17 protein-coding genes are annotated in these 14,701 nt (G+C 69.0%); 7 read left to right on the plus strand and 10 right to left on the minus strand.

Going from position 1 to position 14,701, the window contains the following annotated elements; translation table 11 throughout:
• Positions 1-75: 75 nt before the first annotated feature.
• Positions 76-1,584 carry an MFS transporter gene (locus LBW94_RS33260; RefSeq protein WP_225059530.1) on the plus strand — a complete coding sequence of 503 codons (1,509 nt, stop codon included), beginning with the start codon at positions 76-78 and terminating at the stop codon, positions 1,582-1,584.
• Positions 1,574-2,188 (plus strand): TetR family transcriptional regulator, encoded by a 615-nt coding sequence (locus tag LBW94_RS33265; protein WP_225059529.1) that lies wholly within the window; start codon positions 1,574-1,576, stop codon positions 2,186-2,188. Before LBW94_RS33260 ends, LBW94_RS33265 begins: the two co-directional genes overlap by 11 nt.
• 6 nt (positions 2,189-2,194) lie before the next feature.
• Here LBW94_RS33265 and LBW94_RS33270 read toward each other — a convergent pair whose 3' ends face one another.
• Positions 2,195-3,070: a phenylalanine 4-monooxygenase gene (locus LBW94_RS33270; protein WP_225059528.1), complete on the minus strand. Its 876-nt coding sequence runs from the start codon at positions 3,068-3,070 to the stop codon at positions 2,195-2,197.
• A gap of 119 nt (positions 3,071-3,189) precedes the next feature.
• On the opposite strand from LBW94_RS33270, the gene LBW94_RS33275 reads away from it, so the two are divergent.
• A complete protein-coding gene (locus LBW94_RS33275) occupies positions 3,190-3,387 on the plus strand; it encodes a hypothetical protein (RefSeq protein ID WP_225059527.1) in 198 nt (65 codons plus the stop codon).
• A 167-nt stretch (positions 3,388-3,554) separates the two neighbouring features.
• Here the strand turns inward: LBW94_RS33275 and LBW94_RS33280 are convergent, their stop codons facing one another.
• Genes LBW94_RS33280 through sdhC form a run of 4 tightly spaced genes read right to left on the minus strand, consistent with a single transcriptional unit; the run spans position 3,555 to position 6,991 of the window.
• A complete protein-coding gene (locus LBW94_RS33280) occupies positions 3,555-4,322 on the minus strand; it encodes a succinate dehydrogenase iron-sulfur subunit (RefSeq protein ID WP_225059526.1) in 768 nt (255 codons plus the stop codon).
• Positions 4,322-6,136, minus strand: coding sequence for a succinate dehydrogenase flavoprotein subunit (gene sdhA, locus LBW94_RS33285; protein ID WP_225059525.1), 1,815 nt, complete (start codon positions 6,134-6,136; stop codon positions 4,322-4,324). Before sdhA ends, LBW94_RS33280 begins: the two co-directional genes overlap by 1 nt.
• A gap of 15 nt (positions 6,137-6,151) precedes the next feature.
• Positions 6,152-6,583, minus strand: coding sequence for a succinate dehydrogenase hydrophobic membrane anchor subunit (locus LBW94_RS33290; protein WP_225059524.1), 432 nt, complete (start codon positions 6,581-6,583; stop codon positions 6,152-6,154).
• Between the two features lie 6 nt (positions 6,584-6,589).
• Positions 6,590-6,991 carry a succinate dehydrogenase, cytochrome b556 subunit gene (gene sdhC / locus LBW94_RS33295; RefSeq protein ID WP_225059523.1) on the minus strand — a complete coding sequence of 134 codons (402 nt, stop codon included), beginning with the start codon at positions 6,989-6,991 and terminating at the stop codon, positions 6,590-6,592.
• A gap of 357 nt (positions 6,992-7,348) precedes the next feature.
• Here sdhC and LBW94_RS33300 point away from each other — a divergent pair, with 357 nt between their 5' ends.
• The 3 genes from LBW94_RS33300 (at position 7,349) to LBW94_RS33310 (ending at position 10,531) form a co-directional block, all read left to right on the plus strand.
• A complete protein-coding gene (locus tag LBW94_RS33300; RefSeq protein WP_225059522.1) occupies positions 7,349-7,750 on the plus strand; it encodes a cytidine deaminase in 402 nt (133 codons plus the stop codon).
• Positions 7,751-8,003: 253 nt separating this feature from the next.
• Positions 8,004-9,296, plus strand: a complete 1,293-nt coding sequence (locus tag LBW94_RS33305) for a thymidine phosphorylase (protein ID WP_225059521.1) — start codon at positions 8,004-8,006, stop codon at positions 9,294-9,296.
• 95 nt (positions 9,297-9,391) lie between these two features.
• Positions 9,392-10,531: an adenosine deaminase gene (locus tag LBW94_RS33310; protein ID WP_225059520.1), complete on the plus strand. Its 1,140-nt coding sequence runs from the start codon at positions 9,392-9,394 to the stop codon at positions 10,529-10,531.
• 4 nt (positions 10,532-10,535) lie between these two features.
• Here the strand turns inward: LBW94_RS33310 and LBW94_RS33315 are convergent, their stop codons facing one another.
• Genes LBW94_RS33315 through LBW94_RS33335 form a run of 5 tightly spaced genes read right to left on the minus strand, consistent with a single transcriptional unit; the run spans position 10,536 to position 13,936 of the window.
• Positions 10,536-11,783: a primosomal protein gene (locus tag LBW94_RS33315; RefSeq protein WP_225059519.1), complete on the minus strand. Its 1,248-nt coding sequence runs from the start codon at positions 11,781-11,783 to the stop codon at positions 10,536-10,538.
• A gap of 33 nt (positions 11,784-11,816) precedes the next feature.
• Positions 11,817-12,149 (minus strand): YbaB/EbfC family nucleoid-associated protein, encoded by a 333-nt coding sequence (locus tag LBW94_RS33320; protein WP_225059518.1) that lies wholly within the window; start codon positions 12,147-12,149, stop codon positions 11,817-11,819.
• A complete protein-coding gene (locus tag LBW94_RS33325) occupies positions 12,146-12,496 on the minus strand; it encodes a hypothetical protein (protein ID WP_225059517.1) in 351 nt (116 codons plus the stop codon). The genes LBW94_RS33320 and LBW94_RS33325 overlap by 4 nt, the downstream gene beginning before the upstream one ends.
• A gap of 13 nt (positions 12,497-12,509) precedes the next feature.
• Complete coding sequence (locus LBW94_RS33330; protein WP_225059516.1) at positions 12,510-13,619, minus strand: NlpC/P60 family protein; 1,110 nt, start codon at positions 13,617-13,619, stop codon at positions 12,510-12,512.
• Complete coding sequence (locus tag LBW94_RS33335) at positions 13,616-13,936, minus strand: type VII secretion target (RefSeq protein WP_225059515.1); 321 nt, start codon at positions 13,934-13,936, stop codon at positions 13,616-13,618. Before LBW94_RS33335 ends, LBW94_RS33330 begins: the two co-directional genes overlap by 4 nt.
• Before the next feature lie 140 nt (positions 13,937-14,076).
• On the opposite strand from LBW94_RS33335, the gene upp reads away from it, so the two are divergent.
• Positions 14,077-14,700: a uracil phosphoribosyltransferase gene (gene upp / locus LBW94_RS33340; RefSeq protein ID WP_225059514.1), complete on the plus strand. Its 624-nt coding sequence runs from the start codon at positions 14,077-14,079 to the stop codon at positions 14,698-14,700.
• Position 14,701: the final 1 nt, after the last annotated feature.

Raw genomic sequence — 14,701 nt, forward strand, 5'->3', positions numbered from 1 at the left:
CGCCGCTTATTGACAGGCAATGCAAAATGAGAGACTCTCTCATATAAGAGAAGCAACCAAGTGATTGGAACTAGCATGAAGATGCTGAGCCCACGCTGGCTCGCCCTCGGCGCGCTGGCCCTGGCCATGCTCACCATCGGTCTCGACACCACGGTGCTGACCGTGGCACTGCCCACCATGGCCGTCGATCTGCATGCGAATACCGCTGCGCTGCAATGGTTCACCGCGGCCTACACGCTGGCGCTGGCCGCGCTGATGATTCCGGCGGGCGCGCTCGGCGACCGCTACGGCCGCAAACGTTTCCTGCTGGCCGCGCTGGCCCTGTTCGGCGTCGCGTCGGCGGCCTGCGCGCTGGCCACCACCTCCGCCGAACTGATCGCCGCCCGCGCGGTGCTCGGCGTCGGCGCGGCGGTGATGATGCCGCTGTCGATGTCGGTGCTGCCCAGTATGTTTCCCGATCAGGCGGATCGGCAGCGGGCGCTGACCATCTGGGTCACCTCCACCGCCATCGGCCTGCCGCTGGGCCCGATCGTGGGTGGCTGGCTGCTGCGCAACTTCTGGTGGGGTTCGGTGTTCCTGATCAACGTGCCGTTGGTGATCGTCGGCCTGATCGCGGTCGCGGCGCTGGTCCCGGAGTCGCGCAGCGCGCATGCCTTCCGCATCGACCTGGTGGGCGTGGTGCTGTCGGTGCTCGGCATGACCGGGCTGACCTACGGCTTCATCCGGCTCGGCCAGGGCTGGGGTGACGGGCTGGGCTGGACCGTGGTCGCCGCGGGCGTGGCGGTGCTGGCGGCCTTCGTGGTGTGGCAGCGCCGCGTCGCGAATCCACTGATCGATCCCGCCCTCTTCCGCAATCGCGGATTCGCCTGGGGCACAGCGCATATGATCGTGATCAACTTCGCCATGTTCGGCCTGTTCTTCACCGTGCCGCAGTACTTCCAGGCGGTGCTCGGCGTCGACTCGCTCGGCAGCGGGCTCCGGCTGCTGCCGCTGCTCGGCGGTCTGCTGGTCGGCACCCGGGCCGCCGACACACTGCTGACCCGGGCCGGCTTGCGGACGGTGCTGCCGCTCGGGTTCGCGATCCTGGCGGTGGGCTTGGGCCTGGGCGCGCTGACCGGGGTCGGCACCGGCTACGGCTACACCGCGCTGTGGATCACGCTGATCGGTGCGGGCATGGGCCTGGTGATGCCGGCGGCGATGGGCATGGCCATGGGCGAACTCGAGGCGCAGCGCGCGGGCACCGGTTCGGCGCTGTTGCAGGCGTTGCGGCAGGCCGGCGGCACCATCGGCGTGGCCGTGCTGGGCACCGTGCTGGCCACCCACTACCGCTCCGGGCTCGGTGCCTACGACCGGGCGCCGATCTCCGACGGGGTCAACGCCGGGGTCGCGGTCGCGCACAAGCTGCACGATCCGGCGCTGCTGGACCAGGTCCGGACGGCCTTCGTGGACAGCATGGACGTGATGCTCTGGGTCTGCGCGGGCCTGTGCCTGCTCGGGGTCGTGCTGGCGGCCGTTTTCACTCGATCGCCCAGGTCCGCTGATCCGCAACCGGTGGATGCGGGAGAATCGGTCCATGTCGGCTGACTCGAAAGCGCCGCCGACGCAGGTTCGTCCCGGTTCGTCCGGGATGAACCTGCGGGAGCGCAAGAAGGAACGAACCCGCCGGACCATCCGCACCGAGGCGTTCCGGTTGTTCCGCGAGCAGGGCTACGCGGAGACCACGGTCGAGCAGATCGCCGCCGCGGCCGACATCTCACCGAGCACCTTCTTCCGGTACTTCCCCTCCAAGGAGCAGGTGGTGCTCGTCGACGACCTGGACCCGATCCTGATCCGGGCGCTGGAGGAGCAACCGCCGGAGCTGACCCCGCTGGAGGCGTTCAAGCGCGCCGCGATCGCGACCTTCCATTCGATGAACAGCGACGAATTCGCCTTCGAACAGGAGCGCGTGCGACTGGTCAACACCATCCCGGAACTGCACGGCGTCCTGATCTACGAACTCCAGCGCACCGTGGAGATGACCGCCGAACTGGTGGCCCGCCGCACCGGCCGGGCCACGGAATCGCTGGAGGTCCGGGCCTTCGCCGGCGCGATGATCGGCGCGCTGACGACCGTTTTCGACAACGGGCAACTCGACCTCGAGCGCATGGTGCAGATCCTGGATTTCATGCAGGCCGGCATGCCGCTGTAGCGGCGGTCAGTGTGCCGCGGCCGGGATCGAGTCGTCGGTCATGGCCGCGAAGAATCCGCCGACCACGTCCTCGATCTCGGCGATCGACTCGGCGCAGTACAGCACCGGTTGGTAGTGGGTGATGTCGTACACCGCGGTCCCCATCTCGGCGATGTGCAGCGGCCGCAGTTCGGCGTGCCGGAACTCGCCGATCTCGCCGTACGACGACAACAGCCCGGCGCCGTAGCAGCGCACCTCGCCGTGCTCACGGACCACGCCGAACTCCAGCGAGAACCAGAACACGTTGGCCAGGAAGTGCAGTGCCGCCTCGGTCCGCAGTCGCGCCACGGCCGCGCCCACCTCGGCGTAGATCGCCGCGAACCGCGGGCTCGCCAATTGATTGGCGTGGCCGATGATCTCGTGGATCGCATCCGGTTCCGGCGTGTAGAGCGGGGCGGAGTGATGGCGAATGTATTGGGTGGAGTGGAAGATCCGGTCCGCGAACGAGCCGAAGAACTCGCGCAGCGGCACCAGCCCCGCCGCCGGGACGTAGCGGAATCCGCTCAGCGGCGCCAGCGCCGCCGACACCTCGTCCAGCTGCGGGATGCGGTCCGACGGCAGGCCCAGCCGATGCGCGCCGACCAGCACCTCCGTGGCGGCGTAGCGGGCGTGCTTGCGGGCCAGTTCGGCGGACACGATCCGCCAGACCTCGTGCTCCTCGTCGGTGTAGCCGATCCGGGGCAGCGGTTCTCCCGGCCGGTGGTCGAGCGCCAGGGCGGCGATCGCATTGCGGCGGGCCCGATACTCCGGGTCGTGCACGCCGGGATGTTCGTCGCTCAGGTGCACCGTGACGCCGTCGGCACCCTTGGTTACCGGCGAGTACAGCTGTGCCTCCTCGAACATGACTCGATGCAAGCACTGCGTGCCGGATCCGACAACAAACCCCTGGCGAACTACGCAAACTGTCCAGTCGTATCCCGCCGGGGGTCGCCGGATCCGGCGCGAACGGCGACAATCATCGGGTGGTGCGTTTCGGATGCTGGCTGACCGTCTTCGGTGTCGGCTTCCTGATCCTCGATCTCACCGGCTGTCACCCCGTCGCGCTGTCCTGGGCAGATGATCAGCGACCGGGCATCGGTGTCGTCTGCACCCTCCTCGGCCTGGTCATCGTCGTCGGGGACCTGATCATGGACAAATTCTCCGACGACGGCGAGCCCTGATCCGGGTCGAGGTGCCGGTCCGTCCGGCTCCGGGCGGCCACGGACCGGCAACAGCAAACTCATAGCCGCCATCGCGGCCCACCGGCGGTTCCGGTCCCGCCGCGCGCTGTCCGCGAAAAGGGCCGCCTTCCCGAAAAGGGAAGGCGGCCCGGATGTTTCGCGGTGACTCAGCGGGCGAACAGCAGTGCCCGCTTGACCTCGGTGATCGCCTTCGTCACCTGGATGCCACGGGGGCAGGCGTCGGTGCAGTTGAAGGTGGTGCGGCAGCGCCACACACCCTCGACGTCGTTGAGGATGTCCAGGCGCTCCTGGGCGGCCTCGTCCCGGCTGTCGAAGATGAAGCGGTGCGCGTTCACGATCGCGGCCGGGCCGAAGTAGCTGCCGTCGTTCCAGTACACCGGGCACGAGGTGGTGCAGCACGCGCACAGGATGCACTTGGTGGTGTCGTCGAAGCGGTGCCGGTCGGCCTGGGACTGGATGCGCTCCCGGGTCGGCTCGTTGCCGGTGGTGATCAGGTACGGCTTCACCGCGCGGAACGCCTCGAAGAACGGTTCCATGTTCACCACCAGATCCTTCTCCACGGGCAGCCCGCGGATCGGCTCGACGGACATGGTGAGCGGCTTGCCGCTCTTGGGGAGCAGATCCTTCATGAGCACCTTGCACGCCAGCCGGTTCACGCCGTTGATGCGCATGGCGTCCGACCCGCAGACGCCGTGGGCGCAGGAGCGGCGGAAGGTCAGCGTGCCGTCCAGGTAGCTCTTGATGTAGATCAGCACGTTCAGGAAGCGGTCGGTGGGCAGCACCGGAACCTGGAACGATTCCCAGTGCTCGCCGCGGCCGTCCTCCGGGTTGAACCGGGCGATCTTGACGGTGATCAGCGTCGAACCGTCGGGGACCGGGGCGGCCTGCTGCGGTGTCTCGGCAACGGCAGTCATCAGTACTTACGCTCCATCGGCTCGTAACGGGTCTGCACGACCGGCTTGAAGTCCAGCTGGATCTCGGCGAGGAGGTTCGCCTGCGCCCCGGGCTCGACCTGCTTGTACGCCATGGTGTGGCGCATGAAGTTGACGTCGTCGCGATTCGGGTAGTCCTCGCGGGCGTGGCCACCGCGCGATTCCCGGCGGTTCAGCGCGCCGAACACGGTGACCTCGGCCAGCTCCAGCAGGAAGCCCAGCTCGACGGCCTCCAGCAGATCGCTGTTGTAGCGACGGCCCTTGTCCTGCACGGTGATCCGGCTGTACCGCTCCTTCAGTGCATGGATGACGGTCAGCATCTCCTTGAGGCTGTCCTCGGTGCGGAACACGCCCGCCTTGTCGTCCATCGCGATCTGCAGCTCGCCGCGGATGTCGGCCACCCGCTCGTTGCCGTGTTCGGACAGCAGACCGGCCAGCCAGGTCTGCACCATCCGGGCCGGCTCCTCCGGCATCTCCACGAATTGCGCGCGCTGCGCGTACTCGGCGGCGGCGATGCCCGCGCGGCGGCCGAACACGTTGATGTCCAGCAGCGAGTTGGTGCCCAGCCGGTTGGCGCCGTGCACGGACACGCACGCGCACTCGCCGGCGGCGTACAGGCCGGGGACGACGTCGGTGTTGTTGCGCAGCACCTCGCCGTGGATCCGGGTCGGGATGCCGCCCATCGCGTAGTGGCAGGTCGGCATGACCGGCACCGGCTCCTTCACCGGGTCCACACCCAGGTAGGTGCGGGAGAACTCGGTGATGTCGGGCAGCTTCTCCTCGAGCACGTCCTCACCGAGGTGGGTCACGTCGATGAGCACGTAGTCCTTGTTCGGACCGGCGCCGCGGCCCTCCCGGACCTCCTGCACCATCGAGCGGGCCACGATGTCGCGCGGCGCCAGGTCCTTGATGGTGGGGGCGTAGCGCTCCATGAACCGCTCGCCGGAGGAGTTGCGGAGGATGCCGCCCTCGCCGCGCACGGCCTCGGAGATCAGGATGCCCAGGCCCGCCAGGCCCGTCGGATGGAACTGGTGGAATTCCATGTCCTCCAGCGGCAGCCCCTTGCGGAACACGATCGCCATGCCGTCGCCGGTCAGCGTGTGCGCGTTGGAGGTGGTCTTGTACATCCGGCCGGAACCACCGGTGGCGAAGATGATCGACTTCGCGTGGAACACGTGCAGATCGCCGGTGGCCAGCTCGTAGGCGACCACGCCGGTGGCGACCGGGCCGCGATTGGTGTCGGTCAGCACCAGGTCCAGCACGTAGTACTCGTTGTAGAACTCCACGTCGTGCTTGACGCAGTTCTGGTACAGGGTCTGGAGGATCATGTGACCGGTGCGGTCGGCGGCATAGCACGCGCGGCGGACCGGCGCCTTGCCGTGATCGCGGGTATGACCGCCGAATCGGCGCTGGTCGATGCGGCCCTCGGGGGTCCGGTTGAACGGCAGGCCCATCTTCTCCAGGTCGAGCACCGCGTCGATGGCCTCCTTGGCCATGATCTCGGCGGCGTCCTGGTCGACGATGTAGTCACCACCCTTGACCGTGTCGAAGGTGTGCCACTCCCAGTTGTCCTCTTCGACGTTCGCCAGCGCGGCGCACATGCCGCCCTGGGCCGCGCCGGTGTGGCTGCGGGTCGGGTACAGCTTGGTGAGCACGGCGGTCCGCACCCGGGGCCCGGCCTCGATCGCCGCGCGCATCCCCGCACCACCGGCGCCGACGATCACCACGTCGTACCGGTGTTCCTCGACGGGACGAGACCCACCGGTACCGATGGTTCCTTCGCTTTGCTCGCTCATCGCGGTGGCCTGCTCCTAGCTGATGTTGGGATCGAAGGTGAAGATGACGTAGCTGCCCACGCCCATGATCAGGATCATGGCGACGGCCAGCAGGGCCTTCAGCCAGAACCGGGTCTGATCCTTGCGGGCGTAGTCGTCGATGACGGTGCGCAGGCCGTTGCCGCCGTGCAGCTGGGCCAGCCACAGCATGGCCAGATCCCACAGCTGCCAGAAGGGGCTGGCCCAGCGGCCGGCCACGAAGCCGAAGTTGATCCGCTTCACGCCGCCGTCGAGCATCAGCATGATCGTCATGTGGCCGAACACCAGCACGATCAGCAGCAGGCCGGAGAACCGCATGAACAGCCACGCGTACTTCTCGAAGTTGTTGCCCTTGGTGCGGCGCGGGGCGCGGGGGGCGTCGAGGCTCGCGGGCCGGTCGTAGGACTTGCCGAGAACAGGTGCAGTCATGTGGTCTCAGAGCTCCGTCGTGATCATGTAGAAGAGCTGGCGGCCGACCCCGGCCCCCGCGACCAGGACCCAGACCGTGAGGACGATCCACAGCATCAGGCGCTGGTACTTCACGCCCTTCGACCAGAAGTCGACCAGGATCAGTCGCAGGCCGTTGAGCGCGTGGAACAGCACGCACACCACCAGGCCCATCTCCAGCAGGGCCACGACCGGGTTCTTGTACGTCTCGATCGCCCGGTTGTAGGTGTCCGGGCTCACCCGTACCAGCGCGGTGTCGAGCACGTGCACGAACAGGAAGAAGAAGATCGCCACGCCGGTGATCCGGTGCAGGGCCCAGGACCACATGCCCGGGTCGCCGCGGTACAGGGACTTCCGCTTCGGCCTGGCCGGAGCTTCGATGGTCGTCATGAAGTGCGGTGCCTCCAACGTCGTCGATGGACACGCCGGCGAGCCGGCTAGTCGGATGCGGTCGCAGATTTCGGCGTGCGGGCTCCGTGATCCCGCTACTCTGGACGCAGTAGCGGCTGTAGGAGAACACCAGCTCGTAGCCGGAGCCGAGACCCGGTTGGCCTGTGTGCCGGATGGCCGCCGGGAACCTGGACCGATCTGTCGAGAACTCTAATCCTCGGCGATTGACGGAACTAATTCGGCGTGCCGGTCGTTATGCCGCAATTCGGCGAGTTAGGTTTGCCTTGCCTGAGAAGTCGCAGGGTTCCGAACGGGTGCCGTACCGTCACTCGCGACGTGTTTCCCCGGAGGTCCGTTATGTCCGAAGTTGACTGGAATGCTTTGCGCCACAACGCATCCGAAATCATGCAGAATGCCTATGCGCCCTACTCGAGGTTTCCGGTCGGGGCCGCGGCGCTCACCACCACGGGACGAATTGTGGCCGGTTGCAATGTGGAAAATATCTCATACGGACTGGGCCTGTGTGCCGAATGTGTACTCATCGGTAACCTCCACGCGACCGGAGGCGGGCGTTTGCTGGCCGTTGCCGTGTGCGATTCGCGCGGCGAAATTCTGATGCCGTGCGGACGTTGCCGCCAGCTGCTGTTCGAGCACGGCGGCGGGGCGCTGCTCGTCGACCACAAGGGCGGCCCGCGGCCCCTGCGGGAACTGCTGCCGGACGCCTTCGGGCCCGACGACCTGGCGGCGGGGCAGCAGTAGCGAGAACGCATGGGATGGCGCTTCGGGCCGTGGGCGGGTCCGCCGTCGGCGGACCGGTGTCGTCCGGGCGCCACCGCCGCAGCGGGACCGTGACGGGACGGTGCGGGGCCGACGGCGGATTGCGGCGTGGTGGACAACCCCTCGCCCGCGGAAATCGGTGCGAGAACCTCGGCGGGTGTGCGGGGAACGTCGAAGGGGTGCGTGAGGCTGTCGACAGCTGCGATGCGGCGGCCGGTCTGTAAGGCTGGTGCCCATGGCGAGCGAGCAATCGGCGACGGCGGTGATCACGACCAAACGTGACGGCGGGGAGCTGTCCGACGCGCAGATCGACTGGGTGATCGACGCGTACACCCGTGGCCTGGTGGCGGACGAGCAGATGTCGGCGCTGGCGATGGCGATCGTGTGGCGGGGGATGACCCGCCGCGAGATCGCGCGCTGGACGGCGGCGATGATCGCCTCCGGGCAGCGGATGTCGTTCCCGGAGTTGCGTCGTCCCACCGTCGACAAGCACTCCACCGGCGGGGTCGGCGACAAGATCACGTTGCCGCTGTCGCCGCTGGTCGCCGCCTGCGGGGCCGCGGTGCCGCAGCTGTCCGGCCGCGGGCTCGGGCATACCGGCGGCACCCTGGACAAGCTCGAGTCGATTCCCGGCTGGCAGGCCGACGTCGCGCCGGACCGGATGCGGGAGATCCTGGCAGACCCCGCGATCGGCGCGGTGGTGTGCGCGGCGGGGGCCGATCTCGCCCCGGCCGACAAACGGCTGTACGCCCTGCGCGATGTCACCGGCACCGTCGAGTCCATCCCGCTGATCGCGAGTTCGATCATGAGCAAGAAGATCGCCGAGGGCACCGCCGCACTGGTGCTCGACGTCAAGGTGGGCAGCGGCGCCTTCATGAAGGATCTGGCCGCCGCGCGGGAGCTGGCCACCACCATGGTCGAACTGGGCACCGATTCGGGGGTGCGCACGGTGGCGCTGCTGACCGCGATGGACGTCCCGCTCGGCCGGGCGGTGGGCAATGCGCTCGAGGTCACCGAATCGGTCGAGGTGCTGGCCGGTGGCGGCCCGGCCGACGTGGTCGAGCTCACCCTGGCGCTGGCGCGAGAGATGTTGGCGCAGGCCGGAATCGACGATGTCGACCCGGCCGACGCGCTCGTCGGCGGCCGGGCCATGGACCACTGGCGGGCCATGGTGACCGCGCAGGGTGGCGATCCGGACGCACCCCTGCCCACCGCACGCCACCGCGAGCAGGTGCCGGCGTCGCGAGCCGGAATCGTGGCCGGGGTGGACGCGCTGCTGGTCGGGCGGGCGGCGTGGCTGCTCGGCGCCGGGCGGGCCCGGCAGGGTGACGCCATCGACCATGCCGCGGGCATCGAGGTGCACGTGCGGCCCGGCGACCGGGTCGCGGCCGGTGACCCGGTCTACACCCTGCACGCCGACCGGCCGGAACTCGTCGGCGACGCCTGTGACCTGCTGCACGGGTCGTACACGATCGGGGATGCCGACGTTGCGGCATCCCCGCTGCTCCTGGACCGGATCGCGAGGTGACCGGGCCGGACACGGCGGTCGACGACATGCCGTCGAGAGGATGGACACACGGGAAGTCGACTGCGCGCCGCGTCCGATGCGGCTAGCGTCGGTACATGACTGGACCGACGCCTCTGAATCTCGCCTCGATCCGCCGGGCGCCCAAGGCGGTGCTGCACGATCACCTCGACGGGGGCCTGCGGCCCGCCACGGTGCTCGAGTTGGCCGCCGGCTGCGGCTACGATCAACTACCGGCCACCGATGCCGAGACCCTCGGCAACTGGTTCCGCGACGCCGCCGACAGCGGCTCGCTCGTGCGATATCTGGAAACCTTCGCCCACACCGTCGCCGTGATGCAGACCCCGGAGGGACTGCGCCGGGTGGCCCGCGAGGCCGCCGAGGACCTGGCCGCCGACGGGGTGGTCTACGCCGAGGTGCGGTTCGCCCCCGAACAGCACCTCGAACGCGGGCTCACCCTCGACGAAGTGGTCGAGCACACCCTCGCCGGCTTCCGGGAGGGTGAGGAGATCGCCGCCGCGGCGGGTACGCCGATCCGGGTGATCTGCCTGCTGACCGCCATGCGGCATGCCGCGCGCTCACTGGAGATCGCGGAGTTGGCGGTGCGATTCCGGCAGCGCGGCGTGGGCGGTTTCGACATCGCCGGCGCCGAGGCCGGTTACCCGCCCACCCGGCATCTGGACGCCTTCGAGTACATGCGAGCCAACAACGCGCACTTCACCATTCACGCGGGTGAGGCGTTCGGGCTGCCCTCGATCCACGAGGCGCTGGCGTTCTGCGGCTGCGATCGGCTCGGGCACGGGGTGCGGATCACCGACGACATCTTCGACGCCCAGGTCTCCTCGGCGACCCCGGCGCCGGAGGGCAGCACCGTGCCCGACCACAGCGGGCTGCGCCTCGGCTTGGTCGCCAATTACGTTCGGGACAAACGGATTCCGCTGGAGCTGTGCCCGTCGTCGAATGTGCAGACCGGTGCGGTGCCGTCCCTGGACAAGCACCCGTTCGACCTGCTGGCGCGGCTGCGCTTCCGGGTCACCGTCAACACCGACAATCGCCTGATGAGCGATACCGACATGAGCCGGGAGATGCTCAAACTGGTCGAGACCTTCGGCTACGGCTGGAGCGACCTGGAGCGCTTCACCATCAATGCGATGAAGTCGGCCTTCATCCCGTTCCCGGACCGGTTGCGCCTCATCGACGAGGTGATCAAGCCCGGGTACGCGGTGCTGCTCGGCTGACCCCTCAGCCCTGCACGAGCCGGGCCTCGAATGCCTGCTCCAGAGCCCGCCAGCCGTCGGCCTCGGTCGCGAACGGCGGGCTCGGGGCCATCCGGTTCGGGTCCGGCTCCAGCAGGTACGACACGTACCAGCCCAGCGGCGTGGATTTCGCCAGCGCCTGCTCGACCGCGTCGTCATTCGCGTAATCGGCTGCGTCGGTGAGCAGTTCGACCACGAGATCGAGCTGATCGACATCCACCTGCCGCGGCCCGACGGCCAGATCGTCGGCGAGGCCGGGCAGTACGTAGACGTTCTCCTCGGTGACCTCGACATCCAGCGAGCCGTCGGTGGCGGCGGTACGTACCTCGTCGAAGGTGCTCACCCGGGCCAGATCGTGGTCGTGGTCGTCGGCGAGGTAGCGGGCCAGGGCGCGCTCGGAGGTGAAGACCGTGATGCTGCCGTCGCTGCCCAGGAAGACCGGCTCGTCGTCGAGATAGCAGCGCAGCGTGAACCAGGTGCCGTCGGAGGTGATGATCTTCACCGGATCGATGCCGACGGTGTTCCAGAAGGTCTCCTCCTCGTCCTCCTCGTCCTCGGCATCCAGATCGACCTGCTCGAACTCGTCCGGGTCGTCGGTCTCCGCGACATCCTCGGCGTCGACGATGTTCTCCTCGGCGGCCAGCAGTTCGGCCTCGGCGACGGCGACCGCCGCGGCGTCCACCTCCGGGGTCTGCACCACCGAGTCGATGGCGTCGATGACCTGGTCCCAGTCCTTGGCGATGGCCGCGCCGATCTGGTCCCACAGCTCCTGGCCCTCGCGACCGGCGAAGGCGCTCACCCCGGCGGGCAGGGCACCGAGCACGGGGTGCGACCCGAAGAACTTCATCACCACCTCGAGCTCGCACACCTCGCCGATGGTGCGAACCATGTCGAGCGTCTCCTCGAGCTCGGCGATGGTCTCCGGATCCGGCTCACCGGCCGCGAGTTCCGGGACGCCCACCAGATCGAAGGCGTACTGCTCCTCCGGTTCCAGCTCCGCGGCGGACAATCCGGCCACGACCTTCCAGGCCGGATGGTCGACGAGATCGTTGTCGTCGTTGGTGCGGATGAAGGCGGCCAGCTCCGCGACCGACTCGAATCCGTAGAGCGCCTCCTCGTGTCCGAGGAATGCCTCCCATTCGTCGTCACCGTCCCGCCAACGCGGTGCCCACAGGGTGACGAGGTCGCCGTCGGTCAGGCCGAGCTCGATCGGGACGATGTCTCCAGAAGCCATGACCGGAAGCCTATCGAGCCCTTGTCCGCGGCACTATTCGGCCCGCCCCGCAACGCTTCCCGAAGCGGGTGCGACGAACGCGGAGTTGAGGGTCGCAACCACTTCCGACCGTTGCCGGCCGGCGTCCTGGGCCGCCTGCTGGCAGGCCCAGATGATGAGTTGCCCCACGTCGGCGGGGGTATGGCCGGTGATCGACTCGGCCAGCGCGAGTCCCACCATGGCGCCGTCGCTGTCGACCTCGACGCTCACCAGACCGTCGTCGCTGGTGAACTGGCCACGGACCTGTTTCAGTCCGAACAGCGCGGCCTCCAGCGCCTCCAGCTTCTCCGTCGCGTTGGCGACCAGCGCATCCATCTCCGCGCTCATACCGGCCTCATCCAGCTCGTGGGTCCCGTGTCCTCGTCGTCGATCCGGTCCAGCTCGTCCACGGCCGACTGGCGGGTGGGCAGGCCGAGTTTGTCCAGCAATTCGCCGGGCATGCCGGATTCCGCCAGCACTTCCCGGCGGCGGGCCTTGGCCACGATCGCCGAGCGCTTCGTCAAGCGCAGGATCTCCGAGGCCAGAGCCTTTGCGCCGTAACGGTATTCGCTGCGCTCGAAACTGATCTCGACCGGCATGCCCTGATCGGTCGCGCGCACGCTGATGGTGCCGGACCGGTTGCTGCTGACCGCCACCGTGACCGCGGGGACCGGCGGCTTCTGCTCGGAACTCATTCGGTGTGCCCCATTACGCCGTCGGCCTGTAGAAGCCGTGGAACGCCATTCCCATGTTCTCCGTTCGAATCGGATCGATGCGCACCGGATTGCCGGCCTCGACCATCTGGCCGTTGCCGACCACCATCGCCACGTGGCCGTCCCAGATTGCCAGGTCGCCGGGCAGCAGGTCGCCGGGGGAGACCGGCATGGCGCCGGCGCTCTGGTCGGCGGCGGTCCGGGGCAGGTCGATTCCGGCCTGGCCGTAGGCCCAGTGCGTCAGCCCGCTGCAATCCAGGCCGACGCCGGGGGTGTTGCCACCCCACACGTACGGGGTGCCGACCGCGCCGATCGCCGCCTCCACCGCGGTCGCGGCCTGATGATTCGGGGCGACCACCTGACTGCCGTCGGGTAGCGAGATCGCCACCGCGTCCGGATGACCGGGCATCAGCGGTGGCGGCGCGGCCATCTGGTTCAGCGGGTCCGCCGGGGCGGGCACGGCGCCGCCGGTGCCGAGCAGCCCGGTGAGCGCCGAACCGCCGAGACCGAGCATGGTGGCGGCCTGCCGGGCGCCGTCGGTGACGATGCTCATCAGGTCCGCCGGCACGGGTGCGGCCGCGGGCGGCGGGGTGGGCGGCGGCGGGGTCAGCTCGGTCATCGTGGCGGTGTGCGTGTCCAGATCGGAGCGGACCCGGGTCACCACCGCCATGGCCCGGCCGAGATGGTCGATGGCGGAGTTCACCACCGTGGCCATCCCCGCCGGGGTCGCGGCGGCGGGGCCGAGTGCTGTCACCGACTGCACGAAATCCTGGAGCACGCCGCCGAGTTCCTGCTGCCCGGTCTGGATCGACGTGGCGGCCAGGGCCAGCACGTCGGCCATGCCGTTGCCGCGGTCGGAGATGGTCGCCGCCGCGGTCTGTACGCGCATCGCCTTGTCGGCGGCGGCATCTCCGCCGCCGCCCTGCCAGGACTCGCCGAGCTGGTCGATGCTCTGCCGACCGGACTGCTCGACACCGTCGATGGTCGTGGAGGACTGCCGTAGCGCGTCGGCGGGACCGCCGCCGGGCAGGACCCCGGTGCCGAAACCGGCCAGCAGATCGGTGATCGGCTTGGCCAGGGCGTCCACGTCGATCACCGGGCTCATGTCAGCTCCCCTTCGACCGCGCGCAGCGCGTCCGCGTGCGCACGCTCCGATTCGGAATAGGTGGCGGCCGTGCCGGTGGCGGCGGTGCCCATCGAGCCCAGCACCGTGGACAGCTGGCTGATGGCCGCCACGTGGCCGGCGTGGGCCGCGGCGTAGGCCCGGACGAAATCGTCGCCGATCAACCCGAAGATCGGGCCCAGCACCAGTGGATCGGCGGCCGCGGCACTGGTGGCTGCGGAGCCCATCTCACCGGCGAGGCCGGTAGCGGTGGCGCCGTACGCCGCGACGCCCTGGGTGTCGACCGAGAGTCTCTCCATACAACATCCCCCATCGTGCTGTTCCTATGGCAGGGTACGTCATTCGACCACTTGGACGCGCCCCACAGCGGTCCGGTTCCGGCGCGACCGGAAAACTTCCCCAGCCGCCGCCTGTGCTCCGCAGACTCTATGGTGTGGCCATGCGCACGCTGATCGTGGATCATCCACTGACTGCCACGTTGCTGACCACCCTGCGGGACGAACGCACCCCGGATCCGGTGTTCCGGTCGGCGCTGCGCGATCTGACCGGCCTGCTGATCTACGAGGCGCTGCGCGACGCCCCGGTCGCGACCTTTCCGGTGACCACGCCCGTCGCCGTGGCGCAGGGGACGCGGCTGGCCCACCCGCCGCTGCTGGTTCCGGTGCTGCGGGCCGGGCTGGGCATGGTCGAGGCCGCCAGTGCGCTGGTCCCGCAGTCGCGCGTGGGTTTCGTCGGCATCGCCCGCGACGAGGACAGCCACCAGCCCGTGCCCTACATGGAATCGCTGCCCGCAGATCTGTCCGGGACGCCGGTGCTCGTGCTGGATCCGATGCTGGCCACCGGCGGCTCCATGCTGCACACCCTGGACCGGCTGCTCGCCCGCGGCGCCGCCGACATCACCGCGATCTGTGTGGTGTCCGCACCGGAAGGCATTGCGGCCCTGGAGACTTCGGGTCACCCGGTGCGGCTGGTCACCGCGGTGGTGGATTCCGGGCTGAATGCGGATGCCTACATCGTGCCCGGCCTCGGCGACGCCGGCGACCGCCAATTCGGCCCGCGCTGAA

Origin of the sequence: Nocardia sp. alder85J, from assembly GCF_020176955.2 — a bacterium.
In the GTDB taxonomy this organism is placed as follows: Bacteria; Actinomycetota; Actinomycetes; order Mycobacteriales; family Mycobacteriaceae; genus Nocardia.

Excerpts from the sequence above, each read along its gene's own strand:
- LBW94_RS33260 (WP_225059530.1), top strand. The coding sequence starts at position 76 with ATGAAGATGCTGAGCCCACGCTGGCTCGCCCTCGGCGCGCTGGCCCTG.
- LBW94_RS33265 (WP_225059529.1), top strand. The coding sequence starts at position 1,574 with ATGTCGGCTGACTCGAAAGCGCCGCCGACGCAGGTTCGTCCCGGTTCG.
- LBW94_RS33270 (WP_225059528.1), bottom strand. The coding sequence starts at position 3,070 with ATGTTCGAGGAGGCACAGCTGTACTCGCCGGTAACCAAGGGTGCCGAC.
- LBW94_RS33280 (WP_225059526.1), bottom strand. The coding sequence starts at position 4,322 with ATGACTGCCGTTGCCGAGACACCGCAGCAGGCCGCCCCGGTCCCCGAC.
- sdhA (WP_225059525.1), bottom strand. The coding sequence starts at position 6,136 with ATGAGCGAGCAAAGCGAAGGAACCATCGGTACCGGTGGGTCTCGTCCC.
- LBW94_RS33290 (WP_225059524.1), bottom strand. The coding sequence starts at position 6,583 with ATGACTGCACCTGTTCTCGGCAAGTCCTACGACCGGCCCGCGAGCCTC.
- sdhC (WP_225059523.1), bottom strand. The coding sequence starts at position 6,991 with ATGACGACCATCGAAGCTCCGGCCAGGCCGAAGCGGAAGTCCCTGTAC.
- LBW94_RS33300 (WP_225059522.1), top strand. The coding sequence starts at position 7,349 with ATGTCCGAAGTTGACTGGAATGCTTTGCGCCACAACGCATCCGAAATC.
- LBW94_RS33305 (WP_225059521.1), top strand. The coding sequence starts at position 8,004 with ATGGCGAGCGAGCAATCGGCGACGGCGGTGATCACGACCAAACGTGAC.
- LBW94_RS33310 (WP_225059520.1), top strand. The coding sequence starts at position 9,392 with ATGACTGGACCGACGCCTCTGAATCTCGCCTCGATCCGCCGGGCGCCC.
- LBW94_RS33315 (WP_225059519.1), bottom strand. The coding sequence starts at position 11,783 with ATGGCTTCTGGAGACATCGTCCCGATCGAGCTCGGCCTGACCGACGGC.
- LBW94_RS33320 (WP_225059518.1), bottom strand. The coding sequence starts at position 12,149 with ATGAGCGCGGAGATGGATGCGCTGGTCGCCAACGCGACGGAGAAGCTG.
- LBW94_RS33325 (WP_225059517.1), bottom strand. The coding sequence starts at position 12,496 with ATGAGTTCCGAGCAGAAGCCGCCGGTCCCCGCGGTCACGGTGGCGGTC.
- LBW94_RS33330 (WP_225059516.1), bottom strand. The coding sequence starts at position 13,619 with ATGAGCCCGGTGATCGACGTGGACGCCCTGGCCAAGCCGATCACCGAT.
- LBW94_RS33335 (WP_225059515.1), bottom strand. The coding sequence starts at position 13,936 with ATGGAGAGACTCTCGGTCGACACCCAGGGCGTCGCGGCGTACGGCGCC.
- upp (WP_225059514.1), top strand. The coding sequence starts at position 14,077 with ATGCGCACGCTGATCGTGGATCATCCACTGACTGCCACGTTGCTGACC.